At 57.8% G+C, this 16,133-nt stretch carries 13 protein-coding genes; 2 read left to right on the forward strand and 11 right to left on the reverse strand.

The annotated features are described in order from the left end of the window. Window positions 1-52: 52 nt before the first annotated feature. The gene (locus tag V1280_RS11525) at window positions 53-1,555 is read right to left on the reverse strand and encodes an ATP-binding protein (protein WP_334523244.1); all 1,503 of its coding nucleotides are present in this window, start codon (window positions 1,553-1,555) and stop codon (window positions 53-55) included. Window positions 1,556-1,921: 366 nt separating this feature from the next. Beyond that, window positions 1,922-2,383 carry a response regulator transcription factor gene (locus V1280_RS11530; protein ID WP_334523247.1) on the reverse strand — a complete coding sequence of 154 codons (462 nt, stop codon included), beginning with the start codon at window positions 2,381-2,383 and terminating at the stop codon, window positions 1,922-1,924. 447 nt (window positions 2,384-2,830) lie between these two features. Here V1280_RS11530 and V1280_RS11535 point away from each other — a divergent pair, with 447 nt between their 5' ends. Beyond that, the gene (locus V1280_RS11535; protein WP_334523250.1) at window positions 2,831-3,478 is read left to right on the forward strand and encodes a response regulator transcription factor; all 648 of its coding nucleotides are present in this window, start codon (window positions 2,831-2,833) and stop codon (window positions 3,476-3,478) included. A 114-nt stretch (window positions 3,479-3,592) separates the two neighbouring features. On the opposite strand, the gene V1280_RS11540 is transcribed toward V1280_RS11535, so the two are convergent. Then, window positions 3,593-6,400, reverse strand: a complete 2,808-nt coding sequence (locus tag V1280_RS11540; protein ID WP_334523253.1) for a PAS domain-containing sensor histidine kinase — start codon at window positions 6,398-6,400, stop codon at window positions 3,593-3,595. Window positions 6,401-6,775: 375 nt separating this feature from the next. On the opposite strand from V1280_RS11540, the gene V1280_RS11545 reads away from it, so the two are divergent. After that, window positions 6,776-8,062 carry a sensor histidine kinase gene (locus V1280_RS11545; RefSeq protein ID WP_334523257.1) on the forward strand — a complete coding sequence of 429 codons (1,287 nt, stop codon included), beginning with the start codon at window positions 6,776-6,778 and terminating at the stop codon, window positions 8,060-8,062. 142 nt (window positions 8,063-8,204) lie between these two features. On the opposite strand, the gene V1280_RS11550 is transcribed toward V1280_RS11545, so the two are convergent. From V1280_RS11550 to V1280_RS11585, 8 genes are all read right to left on the reverse strand, one after another. Then, a complete protein-coding gene (locus tag V1280_RS11550; protein ID WP_334523260.1) occupies window positions 8,205-9,239 on the reverse strand; it encodes an alpha/beta hydrolase in 1,035 nt (344 codons plus the stop codon). Between the two features lie 421 nt (window positions 9,240-9,660). Beyond that, window positions 9,661-10,452, reverse strand: a complete 792-nt coding sequence (locus tag V1280_RS11555) for a PepSY domain-containing protein (protein ID WP_334523263.1) — start codon at window positions 10,450-10,452, stop codon at window positions 9,661-9,663. 232 nt (window positions 10,453-10,684) lie between these two features. Further along, window positions 10,685-11,572 (reverse strand): thiamine pyrophosphate-dependent enzyme, encoded by an 888-nt coding sequence (locus tag V1280_RS11560; RefSeq protein WP_334523264.1) that lies wholly within the window; start codon window positions 11,570-11,572, stop codon window positions 10,685-10,687. Further along, entirely contained in the window at window positions 11,569-13,416 is a 1,848-nt protein-coding gene (locus V1280_RS11565) for a 2-oxoacid:acceptor oxidoreductase subunit alpha (protein ID WP_334523267.1), read from the reverse strand. The genes V1280_RS11560 and V1280_RS11565 overlap by 4 nt, the downstream gene beginning before the upstream one ends. A 3-nt stretch (window positions 13,417-13,419) precedes the next feature. Beyond that, the gene (locus V1280_RS11570) at window positions 13,420-13,944 is read right to left on the reverse strand and encodes a flavodoxin domain-containing protein (RefSeq protein ID WP_334523270.1); all 525 of its coding nucleotides are present in this window, start codon (window positions 13,942-13,944) and stop codon (window positions 13,420-13,422) included. Window positions 13,945-14,181: 237 nt separating this feature from the next. Beyond that, entirely contained in the window at window positions 14,182-14,433 is a 252-nt protein-coding gene (locus tag V1280_RS11575; protein ID WP_334523272.1) for a helix-turn-helix transcriptional regulator, read from the reverse strand. Window positions 14,434-14,753: 320 nt separating this feature from the next. Then, window positions 14,754-15,461 (reverse strand): sensor histidine kinase, encoded by a 708-nt coding sequence (locus V1280_RS11580; protein WP_334523275.1) that lies wholly within the window; start codon window positions 15,459-15,461, stop codon window positions 14,754-14,756. 112 nt (window positions 15,462-15,573) lie between these two features. Then, window positions 15,574-15,699 carry a hypothetical protein gene (locus tag V1280_RS11585; protein WP_334523277.1) on the reverse strand — a complete coding sequence of 42 codons (126 nt, stop codon included), beginning with the start codon at window positions 15,697-15,699 and terminating at the stop codon, window positions 15,574-15,576. Window positions 15,700-16,133 lie beyond the last annotated feature (434 nt).

The following is a 16,133-nucleotide window of genomic DNA, read 5'->3' on the forward strand; positions in this document are numbered from 1 at the left end:
AGGTTCTCGCCGCTTGGAGGAACGTGCGAACGACTTGTCGGCTTCTGCACATTCAATTGCCAACAGGGTAGCTCCTCGATTCGAGGTGGCCAGCGACGTATTGGCCATGCCGGCGGAGGACTGCATCGACTTCGGCATGCTCTTCCAATTTTTCGAGTGCATATGCCCGCGTCGTATCCAGCAACCGATACATTACCTGCGTTTCGTCGATCTGAGTTGCAATTAATGACTTCTCAACCAAGCCGGCGATCGCGTCAAAGGTCTCTTCGGTGCCTATGCCGAGTTCGCCTGCGACATACCGCGCGCCCTCAAGGGTGAATTGACCAACGAAAGGGGCTATGCGTCGAAGAACAATTCTTTCCCCCTCAGACAGCAGATTGTAGCTCCAATCCAGTGTCGCCTTCAGCGTCTGATGTCTGGCAACCGCCGATCGATGGCCCAATTTCAGCAGCTCCAGCCGAGCAACGGTGTTCTTGAGGCCGAGGGCGGCCACCTGACCTGCCGCCAACTCAATTGCCAAGGGTATGCCATCCAGCTTTCGGCACATTTCCGCGACAAACGGCGCCTCCTCATCGGTGAGAACGAAGCTTCCCGCCCTCGCCGCCACGCGTCGTGCGAGCAACTGCACCGCCGGATATCGAAGGACGGCATTTGCCGTTTGCTCGGAGCCAACTGGTGGAAAATCAAGGGGAAGAACCCGCCAGCAATGCTCGCCCCCTACCTTCAGCAATTCGCGACTGGTGGCCAGGAGATAGATCTGCTCCGATCCCTGGTAGAGTTGCTCGGCAAGTAGCGCGACCGCCTCGATTACGTGCTCACAGTTATCGAGAATGATAAGCAACTTCTGCGAGCGAACGAGGTCGACCAGCTCCAGGCCGGAATCTTTCGATCTGAGTGCAAATCCCAAAGAGGTCGCGACGGCACCCGCAACATGCCGTGGATCGGTAAGGGTTTCCAGGTCGACAAAATGGACGCTCCTACCGAACTCCTCGGCAGCGGCGCGGGCGACGGCCAAGGCGACGGTCGTCTTGCCAATGCCGCCGGGGCCGAGCAGAGTTACGAACCGCTCATTTCGAAGCTTCTCGCTGACCTCGCCGACGACCGTTTCGCGCCCAATCATCATTGGTCGCACGGGGGGCCTGCCTTGGGGGGCGAACTTGGCGTTGCTGCTTTCCGTGCCACCAGCGAGCGGAGCGACGGTGCCTACGAACGAGTAGCCTCGTCCCTTGACGTTTGCGATGTATCGATTGCCAAATTGGCCGTCACGAAGCGCCTTGCGGATTGCGGCCACGTGGACCCGGAGGGTCCCCTCCTCAACGATTACGTCCGACCAGACGTGATTGATGAGCGCCTGCTTCGCAATGACTTCACCCGGGCGGTCGGCAAGATAGGTCAAAATATCCAACGCGCGATCCCCGAGGGGAAGCACTCGACCGTCACGCCGGAGCACCCTCTCGCCAATCGAAAGTTCAAAAGGGCCGAACCTCAGCTTCTTGTGAACTACGGTGCCATGCATGTGTGTCAGCCAATTGTTGGATCTCCCCCAGCCCAACATGCGTAGCGTCGGTCCGCAGACGCCGCAATTGTGCGCGCGTAAAGTTGGCCCCAACGAAGCTCGTAGTCCTTCCCTCACCTTTGGAAAGCACGAACTAGACCTTGGTATAACTTAATCCCTCAACGCGGAGTTGGGCCGACCCCCGCTTCGCTGCGACCACAATGAACGGGCAGGAGCAGTGTGCGCCAGCACGGCCGTGCGCTGCGCTTCAAGTCGCTGAAGCGAGTTGCACCAAGATCAGTCGGCTGGTAGTGGACAGGTCTAGTTCGCGCCCGCTGCGATGCCGATGTGAATTGAGTTGCATCGCCGATGGGCAGCGGAGGCGACCTGTCGCGTGCCTAGCTGCCATTGATACAACTAGGCACGCTAAGGCGGGCCTCCATTTCCCTTTGCGCGATCTAGCGCAGCCTGGATACAATTCAGGAGGTCGCTCTCATCGAACGGCTTGGGCAGAAAGCAGATGACCCCAGCCTGGAGTGCTCGGGTGCGAATATCATCGCTCGGATAGGCAGTTATCAATATGGTCGGAATCTCATTGCCCAATCGAGTCAAATTGTTGTGCAAATCGAGGCCACTCATCTTGGGCATGTTGTAGTCAACAACCAAGCAGCCAGTGCGGCTCAGTTCGGGTGAGCGCAAGAACTCATCTCCAGACGAAAATGCCTTGGCGATAAAGCCTACCGAACGCATCAAAACTTCGATTGCATTTCCAACCGCGGTGTCGTCATCGACTATGGCAACTATTGGTCTGATATTTGGCACTTGGCACGACCGGTAACCGCGAGCAGCGTTTGGAGAAACAGATGTCGTCCGCGCACTCTTGCTCATCCAACCTAGGCGCAACCGCTACGTGCTTCGATTATACAAATGTATAGTAACTCGACCGGACTTCTTGTGGTCCGTGGCCGCGTCATCTCATATCAACCTCGCCCCTGTGAGCTCACAAGAGCCCCTCCAGCCCGGACGGGCTGGAGGGGCAAGGAGAGGCCGAAGGGAGTGATCGGCCTCGGGGGAGGGACAACTTCACCATAACGGCACGCATTGGCGCTCACTATTGAACTAGCGGAAAGATCGAGTACCAAATGGGAATGTGCGCACTATACGAAGGTTGCGCGCTGCCAGCGCTAGTGGGCCGACTTCAACAGGTCAGCGCACCGATGACTGCAATCCGTGGGAGCCGAATTGGGCTGCTGGTCCCCTCTATCGCCCACCCGATAATCTCGCTATGCTCGGTGGCGGACTAGAAAAGCTGATGCGCATGTCAACGAGGCACATGTGGTAGAGCAACCGCCAACAGTGATGGTCATCGACGATGATCCGGGAGTGCGGGATTCCCTAGGTAAGCTGCTTCGATCGGCGGGCTTTCGAGTCAGCCTGTTCGGGTCGGTGAGCGAATTTTGCGCGGCGGATCTGCTAGAAGGACCCGCTTGCCTGGTGCTCGACGTGCGGCTTCCCGGCCAGAGCGGACTCGAACTGCAGCGCGAACTGACAGGTACCAAAAGACAGCTGCCAATCATCTTCATCACCGGACATGGTGACATTCCAATGTCTGTACAGGCGATGAAGGGTGGCGCCATCGAATTCCTCACAAAGCCGTTCCGGGAGCAGGATTTGCTTGAAGCGATTCAGGTTGGTCATGCCCGTGATCGAGCGCGACTTGAGCAGGAACAGGCTATGGCAGGGCTGAAAGCTCGTTTCGAAACCTTGACGCCGCGGGAGCGCGAGGTCATGGCGTTCGTAGTGACTGGGCGTTTAAACAAGCAAATCGCAGCCGACCTCGGCGTAAGCGAGATCACGATAAAAGTTCATCGTGGCCAGGTAATGCGCAAGATGCGGGCATCGTCCTTGCCGGACCTGGCGCGCATGGCCGACCAATTGCAACTGACGCCGACGAAGCCGCAAAGCCCAGGTCGCGTTGCCTAGCGCAGACGCTCAAGATTGCATCTCCGCGATGGCCCATTGCATCTCCACCACGGAGGACGGAGTGCGTGCTGGACTCGACGTCCGGCACCTCCTGGATCCGAAGCGGCGTTCCACTCACGATGTTGCGGCCGGAAGAGCCGGCGCAATGAAGCCAAAGATAGCGCCACGTGGCACGTTAGGGCTTGCCCACAATCGTCCGTTATGCGCTTCGATAATCGACCGGCAGATCGACAGCCCAAGCCCCAAACCGCCCGGTTTCGTGGTGTAGAACGCCTCGAATACGCGCTCAAAAGCCGCCGGCGCGAAGCCTGGACCCGAATCCCGTACCTCGACTGACACGCCAGCCGGTTCGTTACGGCTGCTGATGAGCAATTCCCGCTCCTCTTCGCCGACGGCGCGCATCGCCTCGATGGCATTGATGATCAAGTTCAACATCACTTGTTGCAGCTGGACCCGATCGCCCTGGACACGTGGCAAGCCCTCTGCCAGCTGCGTCCGCACCGAGACGTTATTGTTTGCGGCCTCCCTACGGGTGAGCGCAACAATCTCGAGGATGGCATCGTTGATCTCTACGGCGTCTTTTCGGGCGGGCGCCTTCTTAATGAGTGCGCGGACTCGCCCGACGACCTCGCCTGCGCGATTGCCCTCCTTGACAATAAGGGAGAGCGCGTCATCCACCTCACGAAAATTCGGTGGCTCAGCGCTTAGGAAACGCCGGGCGGCTAACGCGTACGTGACTGCCGCTGTGATCGGCTGGTTCACTTCATGGGTGATCGAGGCCGTCAATTGGCCCATCGTCGCGACGCGGTTGGCGTGCGCGAGCGCCATCTGCGCCTCGCGATATTGCCGCTCGAGGCGGGTGCTCTCCAAGGCAATGGTAGCTTGCGCAGCGAAGTCCCTGAATAAGGAAATCTGGTTGTCAGTGAACGGCTGCACCTGTTTGCGGGCCAGACTAATTAACCCGACTATCTCATCGTCTTTGAGCAACGGCACAAACAGGCCCGTTCGAATACCTGCGTTCACCACCGAGATCAAAAAATCATCCCGATGATCGCCTTCAACTGCTGTGAAGTCGGTAATGTGGGTGGGTAACCTGCTTGTGGCCAATCGATCCGGAAGGCTCCCCTTTTCTGCGAGAACTGGGATTGATGACCACACCTGACTAACCAAAAAGGGATCCCCTCGCACCGCCACGAGACGAAGGCCGCCTTCTTCGGAGAGACGTAAGGCGCCTGAGTCTGCATGACAGAGACGTGTGGCGCTGTCGAGGATGGCGTCGAAGATAGGCTGCAAGTCGTGCGGTGAGTTCGCAATAGCGCGTAGCACTTCCGAGATGGCTGTCTGTTGCTCCTGCGCGCGCAAGAGTGCCGTCACATCGGTGCCGGTGCCTCGATAGCCATGGAATTCTCCGTTCGCGTCAAACACCGGCTTGCCGCTGGCCTTCACGTACATCGGAGAGCCGTTGCTGCTCAACCCGCGATACACCAAGTCACGGAACGGTTTACGTGAATCGAGGGTTGCCCGGAAAAGCCGCCACTTCTCCGGTTCCGTTTCAAGGTCGAGAGCGTGATCCCAACACGCCGTGCCGAGCCAGTGGGCCGCGGGTGCGCCAAACGCATTCTCGGTCAGCAGGGTGAATTTGTAGTCCGGGCCGATTTCCCAAAACCAATCCGAGGCGGTCTCGGCATAGTCGCGGAACTTCGCCTCGCTCTCCCGCAGTGCTTCCTCGGCGCGTTTGCGCTCGGTCACGTCAATCTGTGTAGCGACTACCTCGACCAGTTCCCCTTTTGTTGAGAACACAGGTTGGCCGATTGATTCGAGGTGTTTCACCGTTCCATCGGGCAGTACGATTCTGTACGCGGCCGAGTAACGTTTCTTCTCGCCCAACGCACGCTCAACCTCTGCGTTCAGGCGATCACGGTCGTCCGGGTGAATTCGTTGCAACACGGCTTTGCGGCTTGGAACACCCTGCGCCGGATCAAACCCCCAGATGCGGTAAATCTCTTCCGACCCATAGAAAACGGTCATGCCCTTGTAGGCCGTCACACCGCAATGGCTTAGCCTCTGTGCTTCCGCCAGATAGGCTTCGCTGCGGCGTAACCGGTCTTCGTTCTTCTTGGCTTCATCGATGTCAACAGACAGGCCGTACCACTGGATGATGCGTCCCTGCTGATCGCGCAGAGGCTCGCCACGAGCATGGTGCCAACGAAACTCGCCGTCCTCCCGACGGAGACGGTGCATAACCTGGAAGTAAGTTCCGGTCTGAACTGCGTGGGAAATAGCCTTTGCAGTTTCTGGAAGGTCGTCCGGGTGCAGAAAGGCCTCCCAACCACCCTCTCTGAAATCTTCAAATCGCCTACCGAAATAGTCCAAAAGGTGCCGATTGAGATGGGTCGGCTCGAACGTGGGGTTCGCTGACCAGAGATGTCCTGGTACCGTGTCGATGATTTGACGGAGCTTGTATTCGCTTTCCCGTAGAGCTTGCTCGGCGCACTTGCGCTCTTCAATATCCAGGTTCACTCCAACCCAATGCAATATGGCTCCATCGCTCGCCCGGAGCGGTTCGGCGCGACTGAGGAACCAGCGGTAGCCTCCTTGAGCGTCACGAACTCGAAAACTCCCCTCACCGCCTTCGCCCGTGCGCAGACGGGTCGACCAATTTTCTTGTGTTTCTTCGCGGTCGTCCGGATGCACGAAGGGAAGATGGGCGTCCCACTTTGCGCCAACGTCGATGCCGAAACGGAGAGGATGATCTTTCGGAAGACCGAGGTAGTCCGCGGTTCGTTTGTTCACGAAGGTGAGCCCGCCGGACGGAGAGGCGTACCAGGTGTGCGCGGGAATCACATTTAGAGTGGCTTGCAACTGTGCCACGTATCCGGGCTGGTCTTCGGCCTTCTTGCCAGCATCGACGTCGACAGTCATCTTCCGCCTGCGGGTTTTGTGCAATTGACCGAGCGCCGTAGCGGCCTCTATGGATAACTCTTTCACTCAGGATGGTTGCGCCAGGCAATCTTATCGCGGAAACTTCGTGAGTGCCGCGGTCCGAGTACGCGCCGTTCATCAATGCGGCACCATCCGTCAGCTCCGGCGTTGAGCTTCCGGCTTGATTTCGGCAGACAAGGCCTTGCATGCGCTACGCACTGCGGCCGCTGTCCAACTGCAAATCTTACTGCATCGCCTGAGAATTACCAGCCGTCAGTCGACATCTCCCGAGTACGTCGGATGGCGGGGAAGCTATCGCGAACCACAGCCGGAGCTGTTATGCTGCCCTCACCGTCTAAGCCGAGGCTGCTCCGCATGACCGAGGGTATGCACGCAGGAAGGGTCGCTTCTGAGCCGCAAGATCGGGTGACCGAACTTATTGAGCAACAGACGGCCATCTCGGAAGTGCTGCGCGCCATTGCGAACTCGCCCCACGACTTGCAACCCATCTTCGACGCCATCCTCGACAGTGCCACACGCCTCTGTCGAGCAGACATGGGCAGCTTGCGTCTCATCGAAGAAGGCGGCCTTCGTCTCGCGGCGGTGCGAGGGGACCCCCTTGTGGTTAGTCAGGCGCGGTCATCATTCCCAGTGCTCGACAAGGAGAGTTTTCTGGGCCGATTAGCCACAAGCAGGTCACCCACCCACATCCCAGACTTGACGGCACTTGAAGGCGATCATCGGGATGATCTTTGGGTCACGGCGGCGAAGGCTCGTTATCGAACAGCCCTGTTTCTGCCGTTGCTGAAAGACAATGAGATAGTCGGGTTAATTAGTATAGGCCGCAAACAGGTGCTGCCGTTCACCGACAAGCAGATTTCCTTATTCAGGGACTTCGCTGCGCAGGCCACCATTGCCTTGGAGATCACCCGTCGCGAGCGGCAATATCGCGAAGCCCTGATGGCGCTGGCGCATGCCAACCGGGTTGCTACCATGGGCCAGCTCACCGCCTCGATTGCTCATGAAATCAAGCAGCCCGTTACGGCGGCACGCACATTCGCCGCTGCTGCGCTGCGGTTTTTAGAGAAGAACCCACCCGAGTTAGCGGAGGTGAAGGCGGCGCTCACCTGCATTGTGGACCAGACCGCTCGAACCCGCGACGTCGTCGACCGGATCGGATTTCTCATCAAAAGAACACCACCCCGAAAGGAAGTCGTCGACCTTAATGCCGCTATCCTGGAGGTGACTGCGCTTACCCGAAGCGAAGCGGTCAAGACCGGCGTCACGGTGGCCATGCAACTGGCGGGCGAGTTGCCACGCATCCAATGTGATCGGGTGCAACTGCAACAAGTGATGTTGAACCTGATCGTCAATGCCCTTCAGGCGATGAGTAGCGTTGAGGACGGCAACCGCGAATTACAGATCAGCACCGTGAGCATCGAGCCGAAGGGCGTGTGCGTCGCGGTGCGCGATACCGGCCATGGGCCGCACCCGGAGAGCCTGCCGCGTCTCTTTGAACCCTTCTACACAACGAAGCCCGACGGCATGGGCATGGGCCTCTCGATCTGCCGCTCGATTATCGAAGCCCACGCTGGACGGCTATGGGCGACCGGGTGCGAGCCGCGGGGTACTCTTTTTCAGTTTACGATCCCCGCTGACTGAGCCGCATCCGTGATCACGGCGCCAGAGTTGTGCTCGCGACCTGTGGGTGAGATCGAAGCGATCAGTGATCTGGAAGAACGACTGGTTGTAGTAGCCGGCATGGAACCAAATCAACCGATTCCGTCTGCGGACTTGCAAGAGGTCATTGCGCAGCCACCTGATTTCCGATGTCGATCGGCCGCAAGAACGTCTCATCGTCGTCCGCGAAGATGAATGTGCCAGCCGTGTTGCGATATCGCACGGCTTGGTCGTGCAATCGTGAATAAAGTACAGCAACACTGACGAACTGGTCGTGCCCCAGATCATCGTGCCTTGCGAGCCTCGAAATGTCGACGATTTGAACCTTTTCTTTCAGGGCAGCGTCCCGCACAACGGGATCGTCAACGTTGATATCGCCAGCACGCGCGATGCCACCATCAAGAAAGCTGGACACTCGAAGCGCACCATCATCCTTGGAAACTAGAACCAGCAAAGGTGGCTTAAGCGGACCGATGGCTTGTACCTGAGCACGGAACGCTTCCGCGTTGATGTCGGGCGCCGCCAGCACAACACGGCCTAGCCGGGCGATCACTCGGTCTTTGCCTTCGATACGAAGCTGGCGCAGAGCGTCAACGGTCAACATAGCACCCATGCTGTGGGCAACCACTACAATGTCGCTGACCTCGGAGCTGCTACTCAACAGGGTTAGTAAGGCCATCAGGTAGTCGCGAGAATAGCTTGCCGCTTGCTTGTCCATTTCATAGGCAGCTACCTGACCTTGCGATGGCCAGGAAAACAGGATCGGAATCCCGTCCATTTGGATGTCCGCCTGCAATTGGACGAGACGGAACAGCGACTCTTGGAAGTTGCTGTTAAACCCGTGCACGAAAACGAAGGCTTTGTGCTTTTTTCGTCGGGTATCGCCTTGCGGAGCAACGGCTTTGCGAAAGTCGGCCTCGCTCATCACGGCCTGATCCACTACAGCAAAGCTGCTCCGTGGATCGGGAGTCGCGGTCGGCATTTCGACGTTGCCGGACTTGTGGTTGGGCGGCACCGAGACGACAAACTTTGCAAAGTTGAGCGCACTGGCGCGGTTCGCAGTGAATACGTTCCCCGACAAACTCTCGCGCTCACGCGTGGTCGCCACATAGATCTGCGGCGCCTTCTCGCCAGACGAGGCAGCCACAGGCTTCAGCACCTCCGGGCCAGGTCTCGCAGCGCAACCGACCAAAATGAAGGAAAACAGAACAGCGACTGCCCAATCTAGCCTGCGACAACGAAAGCTGCTCCACATGGCAACTGACTCCCCACCAAGCCAACACGCATCGCCCAACGCCAGGCGCTTGGATTTACGCCGAACATGCACGTGAGATGACTATGATCGGTGAAGCCCCATGCAACGCTGATAACCCGTCACAGAGCGCAATACCCGGGTAATCATCGCGCGTGCGTTCTGGACTCGTAATCGCTCGCCAAACCGCTGTCCATAACCCTCAATCATCACGCCATCCATCGGAGATCATCCTGCTCTACCCGGCCATTGCGCGCGCTGTAACGTTTGCTGGCCGCGCACGCTAGTTTGAGCCGGGCACCATTCGAAAAAAATAGAGCCGTTTTCTTCAAATTTCAGCATTTGCATGCTCTTCCCGCCGCCGGCGCGCAGATTGCCCCTGGAATTCGCGGGGCTGTTGCCGATGCGTCAGCGGAGCGCGCAGCGTCGCCGATAGTGGCGAGACGAAATAGGCATTGAAAGCCAACACTCGGTTGTCGTCAGTGCGGCCCGATCCTTGACATCGATGCTGCTTTGAACGGCGCGGAAGCGTTTCCAGCTTGTTGGCGCCGGGCGGCTCGAGCATGACCTGCTTGAGGTCAATGCCGGACAGAATTACGATCACGAAAAACAACTTGCCACCTTCGTTCATGAGTCCGCCACTGAGCGCTTTTCCTGACGTTTTGTCCTCGGCTACGAAGACTGCATCCGCAAGCTCTTGGCGGACAGATTGCATGGCGATCAAGTTGAGGCGATCCTCTAGGTTCAACTCGCTCATAGATGACACTGTAGTATTGCCAGCGACCGCCCCTGTTTTGGCGTCGATCGCATCTGCCCAGATACGGTCCTGCCGAAACGTCTTCACGCGATAAACGGACGAACCAGAGCCGCCATCAAAACTGATATCCACGATCCTCGAACCGGGGTGGAGGCTGTCGGCGATCTTCAGAGCCCGACGCAGTGATACTTCCGCGCCCCGGAACAACTCAAGTTCACGGCTCATTGCGTCGTCGGTAAGTCCATTGTCGTTTGGATTCTGTTCCTGAGCCGCGCCGACCTCGCTATCCAACGTGGTGCCGGCATAGGAGGGCGTGCAGATCAGCAACGCCAAGAGGGTTCCGAATAGCAGTTCCTTTGACATTGACCCACTCATTTAGATCGACGAGGAACGGTCAAGAGGCACCTCGCAGAATGATGCGTTCTAACCATAGGCGATCGACCGACACAAATCGCTTCGCGGATTTTCCAATCGTTGACGCTGCGGGAGATCGGACCATGAGCTACAGTTATAGGCGCCGGCGCTGCCAACATCGCTCGAACAGGCGGGTGAAAGAAATGTCAAGTTCGACACCCGCACTAACGATTCAATTCAATCACACGAGTTCCTTCCAATACTCGCTCACATCATACCTCCGCACCTCCTCCACGCAGGTCGTCTCCACGCCTTGTCGCGGAATTAGCCGATTATAGAAGTCAGGAATGTCCTTGCGTTGATAGAGAATGCCGCAGGCGATGCGATCCTGCACCTGCGTAGCGAGCGCCCTCGCCTGCTGCAGATTGCCTGGGTCGTGACCATCGGCATTTACATCGAAGTACCTATCCAACAGATATTCGTGCGTTGCAAAGTGATTGTACGTCGGACAAGCCTGGAGCATCTCGACGAAGGCAAAGCCGCGGTGCTGAATTGCGGCCTTGAGAATGCGAGTCATCAGCTTAATGTCACCGCTAAAGCCTCGGGCAACGAAGGTGGGGTTGAGCGAGAAGATCAGGTCCATGCTCGGCAATGTATGCTCGGGGATCCCGTTGGGACTCGTGTTCATGGACTGGCCCTGTGGCGTGAGCGAACTCGCCTGTCCGGTCGTTAGCCCATAGTTGGTATTGTTGTGAAGGACGAACGTGATGGGATAATTGCTCCTCACGCCATGGACCAGATGCCCGATGCCTTCCGAGAAAGTCGCGCCATCCCCGCCGAAGGCGATCACCGGAACCTTCATATTTGCAAGCTTTGTGCCCGCGGCAAACGGGATGACGCGACCATGGAGCCCGTGGAAGCGGTAGCCCTCAATTTTGTCCGAGCCGTTGCCGTGACAACCGACATCGTAGCAAAGGCAGACCTGCCACGGATGCAAACTCAGTTCTACCAGCGCATACTTCACCGCTGTCCATATGCCGTAGTTGCCGCAGCCGTCACACCAGATGCATTTGGTCTCCGAATAGTAGTCGGAGACAGCGGGCGGCTGGGTCTGCAGAGCGATATTCATGATGGGCTACCCGCATGTTCGAAACCGGGAGACTTCTCTTCGTTTTCCGAGGTGCTCGCGCATCTCTCCATCACCGACGAAAGAAGCTCATCGTAGAAGAACGGTCGACCGTCGTACTTGAGAATTTTATCCGGGATATCCAGGCCGCACTCCATTCTGATGAGCATGCCCAACTGCCCCTGATAGTTCTGCTCCGCCAGGACAATGCGTTTCGATCGCTTTGCTAATTTCTGAAGCTCCAGGGTGCGGAGCGGCCAGAGATAAGTGTAGTGCAGATACGCGATCTTCCGCTCTCGCAACTCTTCGCTGCACATGACGTCTCGAAACGTGTCACTGGTGCTTCCCCAACCGATCGCGAGCAACTCGATTTCGTCACCTGCATCCATCCAATCGGCTGTCGTTGGGCTGCGACCGCCGATACTCAAGTGAGGTGCGGGAAGCCCTGCCTTTAATCCTTGAATCTTCCGCAACCTCTTCTCCATCTGCAACTTCGTGTTGAGACTGGACTCATCCACGGCGCCGAAGGAATTGTGTTCATCGCCCTGCGCGCAATAGGTCGCCGCGTCGCTGCCGGGAAGCCATCGAAACGAAACGCCGCCCTGGACGTGTGGGTTAAATCGATCGGAAGGTTCCAGGAGTTTCAGCTTCTCGGGATCGACGACGAGCCTGCCACGATCAATTTCAGCCTTTTCCTGATCGTAAGGGTGTTGCGTGTACAGCGCCTCGGCGATCTGCTTGTCGGTGAGGACAATGACACTGATTTGATACTGCTCCGCCAGGTTGAATGCGACCGGCATCAAGTCGAAGGCATCCTGGCTGTTGCTCACCGAGATTACGCAGCGCGTGAATTCACCGGCAGAGCAGTTCGCGGCCTGTAAGAGACCTCCTTGAGCCGTCCAGGTCGGCAGGCCGGTCGCCGGACCAGGGCGTTGCGCCAGCACAAACACCGTCGGGTTCTCGATCATGGCATTCAGCGACAGTGTCTCGCTCATAAGATCAAATCCGACACCGGAGGTGGCGGTAAGCGCGCGGGTTCCCATGTACATGGCCCCACTCACGATCTGAGCCGCGGTGATTTCGTCTTCCGCCTGCTTGACCACCATGTGGGTCTTGTTTTCGAGCTCGGCGATGAATGACAGCAGCGGGCTGGAGGGTGTCATCGGGTAGCCGGCATAGAGCCTCACCCCGGCATGAACCGCGCCTAGTCCCATCGCTTGGCTGCCGGTAATCAGGAGGTGGCCGGCGAAGCCTTTGTCCGGCGGCGGCAAAGCGACGGAGATCGCTCCCTGCTCGGGATCGACAAAAGAATATCCCTCATCGATACATCGCATGTTGAGTTCGAGGAGGGCCTTCTTCTTCGCAAACGTCTCTCCGACGAGGGACTTGAGGGCATCGATATCCTGGTCCAGCATGGACCAGACAAAGGCGGTCAGCAGCACGTTCGACAGAATTGCCCTCGCGCCGAGGCGATTAAGCAGGCCATCAACCGGGAAATAGATGATGCGAAGGCTTCGCTCCGCGATCAGTTTCCGATGGTGCTCGGGAAATCGCCACCCGGGCGTCACGTGCAGCACGATCCCGCCGTGTTTAAGCTCCTCCATGTTCAGCTCAAGACCGTGATGGTTGAGCGCGACAAGCACATTCACCTTCGTTTCGGTACTGCAAATGCGTTCATTCGAGACGTCCAGTTGATAGCTCGCGTGCCCGCCCTTTATGAGGGAGGGATACTCGCGGTAGCCGAACACGCAATATCCGGATCTCTTGAGGCCCTTGGCGATGATCGCGCCAATGGAGTTTATCCCCTGTCCGGAAGCGCCGACGATTTTGAGAGAGATGCGGGGCATCGACTAACACCAATCTGCCGGCTTCGCGGCATCCACTAGCTGTTTGCCCCAGACCCTTACAGCCTCCTCCTGGCCATAGGGCTCGTCTATGATCTTAAGCGTTGGAACGATCAGGCGGCCATGATGGGCCTCAACGTAGTGTTCCAAATGATCAGCCGCTCGCGCTGTGTAGAAGTATCTACGGTCGCCGAGTCCGATGCATGCACACGGTTTGCCGACCAAATCCAGCGTCTTCGCCTTGTCTTGGAGCAGCACCGACATATGAGGATTCAATTGTCCCTCGACGCCCTCTGTATTCCAGGTCGCGGAGGCGAACAGGAGAACATCTCCGCTCAGCAAGTCCTGTGAGTGCGCTTTCTCTGCCATCGTTGCCTTGACTTCCCAGCCTGGGATAGTGCGCTTCAAGGAATCGATCAGCGTATCCACCACGTACTCCGTGTGACCGCTCGTCGAGGCAAAGACAATATGGAGAACTCGACGCTGCGTGAACTGCGGGACAGCTCCCACGGGATTGGTAATGTTGCTCACGAGCTACCTCCGCCTTCCACCAGCGACTGGCTCACGTACCGTGCTCGTCGTGTGACGATCTGACGCCGATTCGGTCACTCTCTGGCCGCGACTGTGCTGCCTATACCTGCCGCGATATTGAATGAGAGTGCCGTCGGTGGAATGGTTGTGCTTCTAATTCCACTTCTGAAAAGAACGACGCTTTCGCCCTCTTTGAGAACAATCGCGAATTAGGTCGATCCCAGCGGGGTTCGACTGCTATCTCTTGAGAGCCCGACGCCACACGCCCGGACTTGCGCCGACCGTCTCTCTGAAAGCTCGCGTGAGGTGACTTTGGTCGCTAAAGCCGCACTCCGCGGCCACATCCGATAGCGACAGCCCATCATCACGCAGCTCTTCCTTGGATAGCACGACGCGCTGCTCAATTAGCCACTTGTGCGGCGCCACTCCCAGCGTGCGGCGGAAGGCGTGCGAGAAATGACCCACTGACAGGCCGCACTCTCGCGCCACCTCCTTAGCGCCGCACGCGGCAGATAGAAAGCCAGAGAGTGATAGGCCTGTCGAGGTGACCCCTGGGTTCTCGTTTCAGGTCATAGAGAGAATTCTCGCCAGCCCGCAAGTCGTACACCGGCGCTCGTCGGCCACCGTCCCGATATTCGCGATTGGGAACATCGCGGAGTTGCAAAGCCAAAGCATCTTCCGTCGGAATCGGACTTGCGGGTTTCCGATTTGCTCTTCGTCCAAGCGCCTATTGCTCTGCGAGAATCTGATCGGCTCCGGCGAATGTTCTGCCGGTTGCCAACGCTATAATGAAAACGGTCCCGGCTGACTTACCTTGACGCCTCCAACCGCCGGGGGCGACCCATCTTCCTCTGCCTCAAAGCAGCATGAGTCGCGCCGGCGGCGCGTTGCTCGGCATCAGTCAACGGAAAGGTGAGAAGGAAAGAAGATCCTTCGGCGGCGCAAGACGTATGAACGCGGCCCCCCAGGCTGCTGGCCAACTCGCCGACGATCGTAAGCCCTCGACCGCGCCGGACGGGCTCAGGTGCCGACCCATTGTCAGAGACCCCGCACTTTACGATGTTGCCTGCAAGCATCAACTTCACTCGCAATTCTGGATGTTTAGCGTCAAATTGTACATGTCGTGCCACATTGGTCAGTAGCTCGGATACGATCAGTCCAAGCTTCCAACAGCGCTCTCCTTCAAGCCTCAGATCATCCGCCGAAAACAAGACACGTATCGCCAGGCAATCCAGTCGGTATTTCGTCATCGCGAAGCAAAGCTGCTGGAGGTAGCTTGCGGCATCGGTGAGGCGCTTCTGATCCGGCATATGCAGCGCGCGACGAACGTCGGCCCATTGATGTAAGAAATCTACGACATCGAGCAGCGCGGCCTTGACCGCGACGCTGTCCGACTGCACCGCTTTGGCTGAAAACACACATATGGCTGACGTGAGTTCGTTCTTTATTCTGTGGTCCAACTCGCGAAGAAGCAACAATCCTTCGGGATTCGGCAACTGCGCGACGTGCTCTATCATTTCGTGCTCCAACGAGTTGTTCTTTCTGACCAAAGGCGTTCGCTGCGATTTCGTTCGGATAGCAATGCCGTTCCGACCAGTCCTCGCAGTGAACGGCTTCGGACAGGAGCCTTCATAGCTCGACGCCGCGACGCTCCAACTCGGCTTCAATCGTGTTAAAGAGAATCTCGGCTGGCGTCAGTGCAAGATTGGTCCAGAGGATGACCGCGGCGCGCGCGGCGAGCAGGTACTCGGTCATGCAAGGTTACTCCTAATGCGAGATGCCGGTTGGCCCGCGCGTGTGATTTGAACGAGACGCCAAATAAGCGGCGGATTTTGTCTCCTTTGATGCTGCAATGAATAGCGGATGTCCTTTGGACGATCTTGTACGTTGCTGATTAATTTAGATGCTTGATGCGCACTTCCGCGTGCACCAGCAGATATCTGTCGTCGTTCAATCTCTGCCGATCGAGCGCACATCAATCGAAGGCGACGACGACGCAGCGCGCCTGGGCGTCATAGAATTCGAACGTGTTCGACCGCTATCAACCCACCCGAACTGGCAACAGCCCCTACTCATTGCTGTTCGGCGGTGCATGACGAGACCTCTCGCTGCGCGCCTCGATCGAGCGGTCGTTGCCATGCGGAGTTTGGATTGCAGGGTTGGATGATTGATGGCCGCCAGCTGTGTGT

Source organism: Bradyrhizobium sp. AZCC 2230, assembly GCF_036924495.1.
GTDB classification, from domain to species: Bacteria; Pseudomonadota; Alphaproteobacteria; order Rhizobiales; family Xanthobacteraceae; genus Bradyrhizobium; species Bradyrhizobium rifense.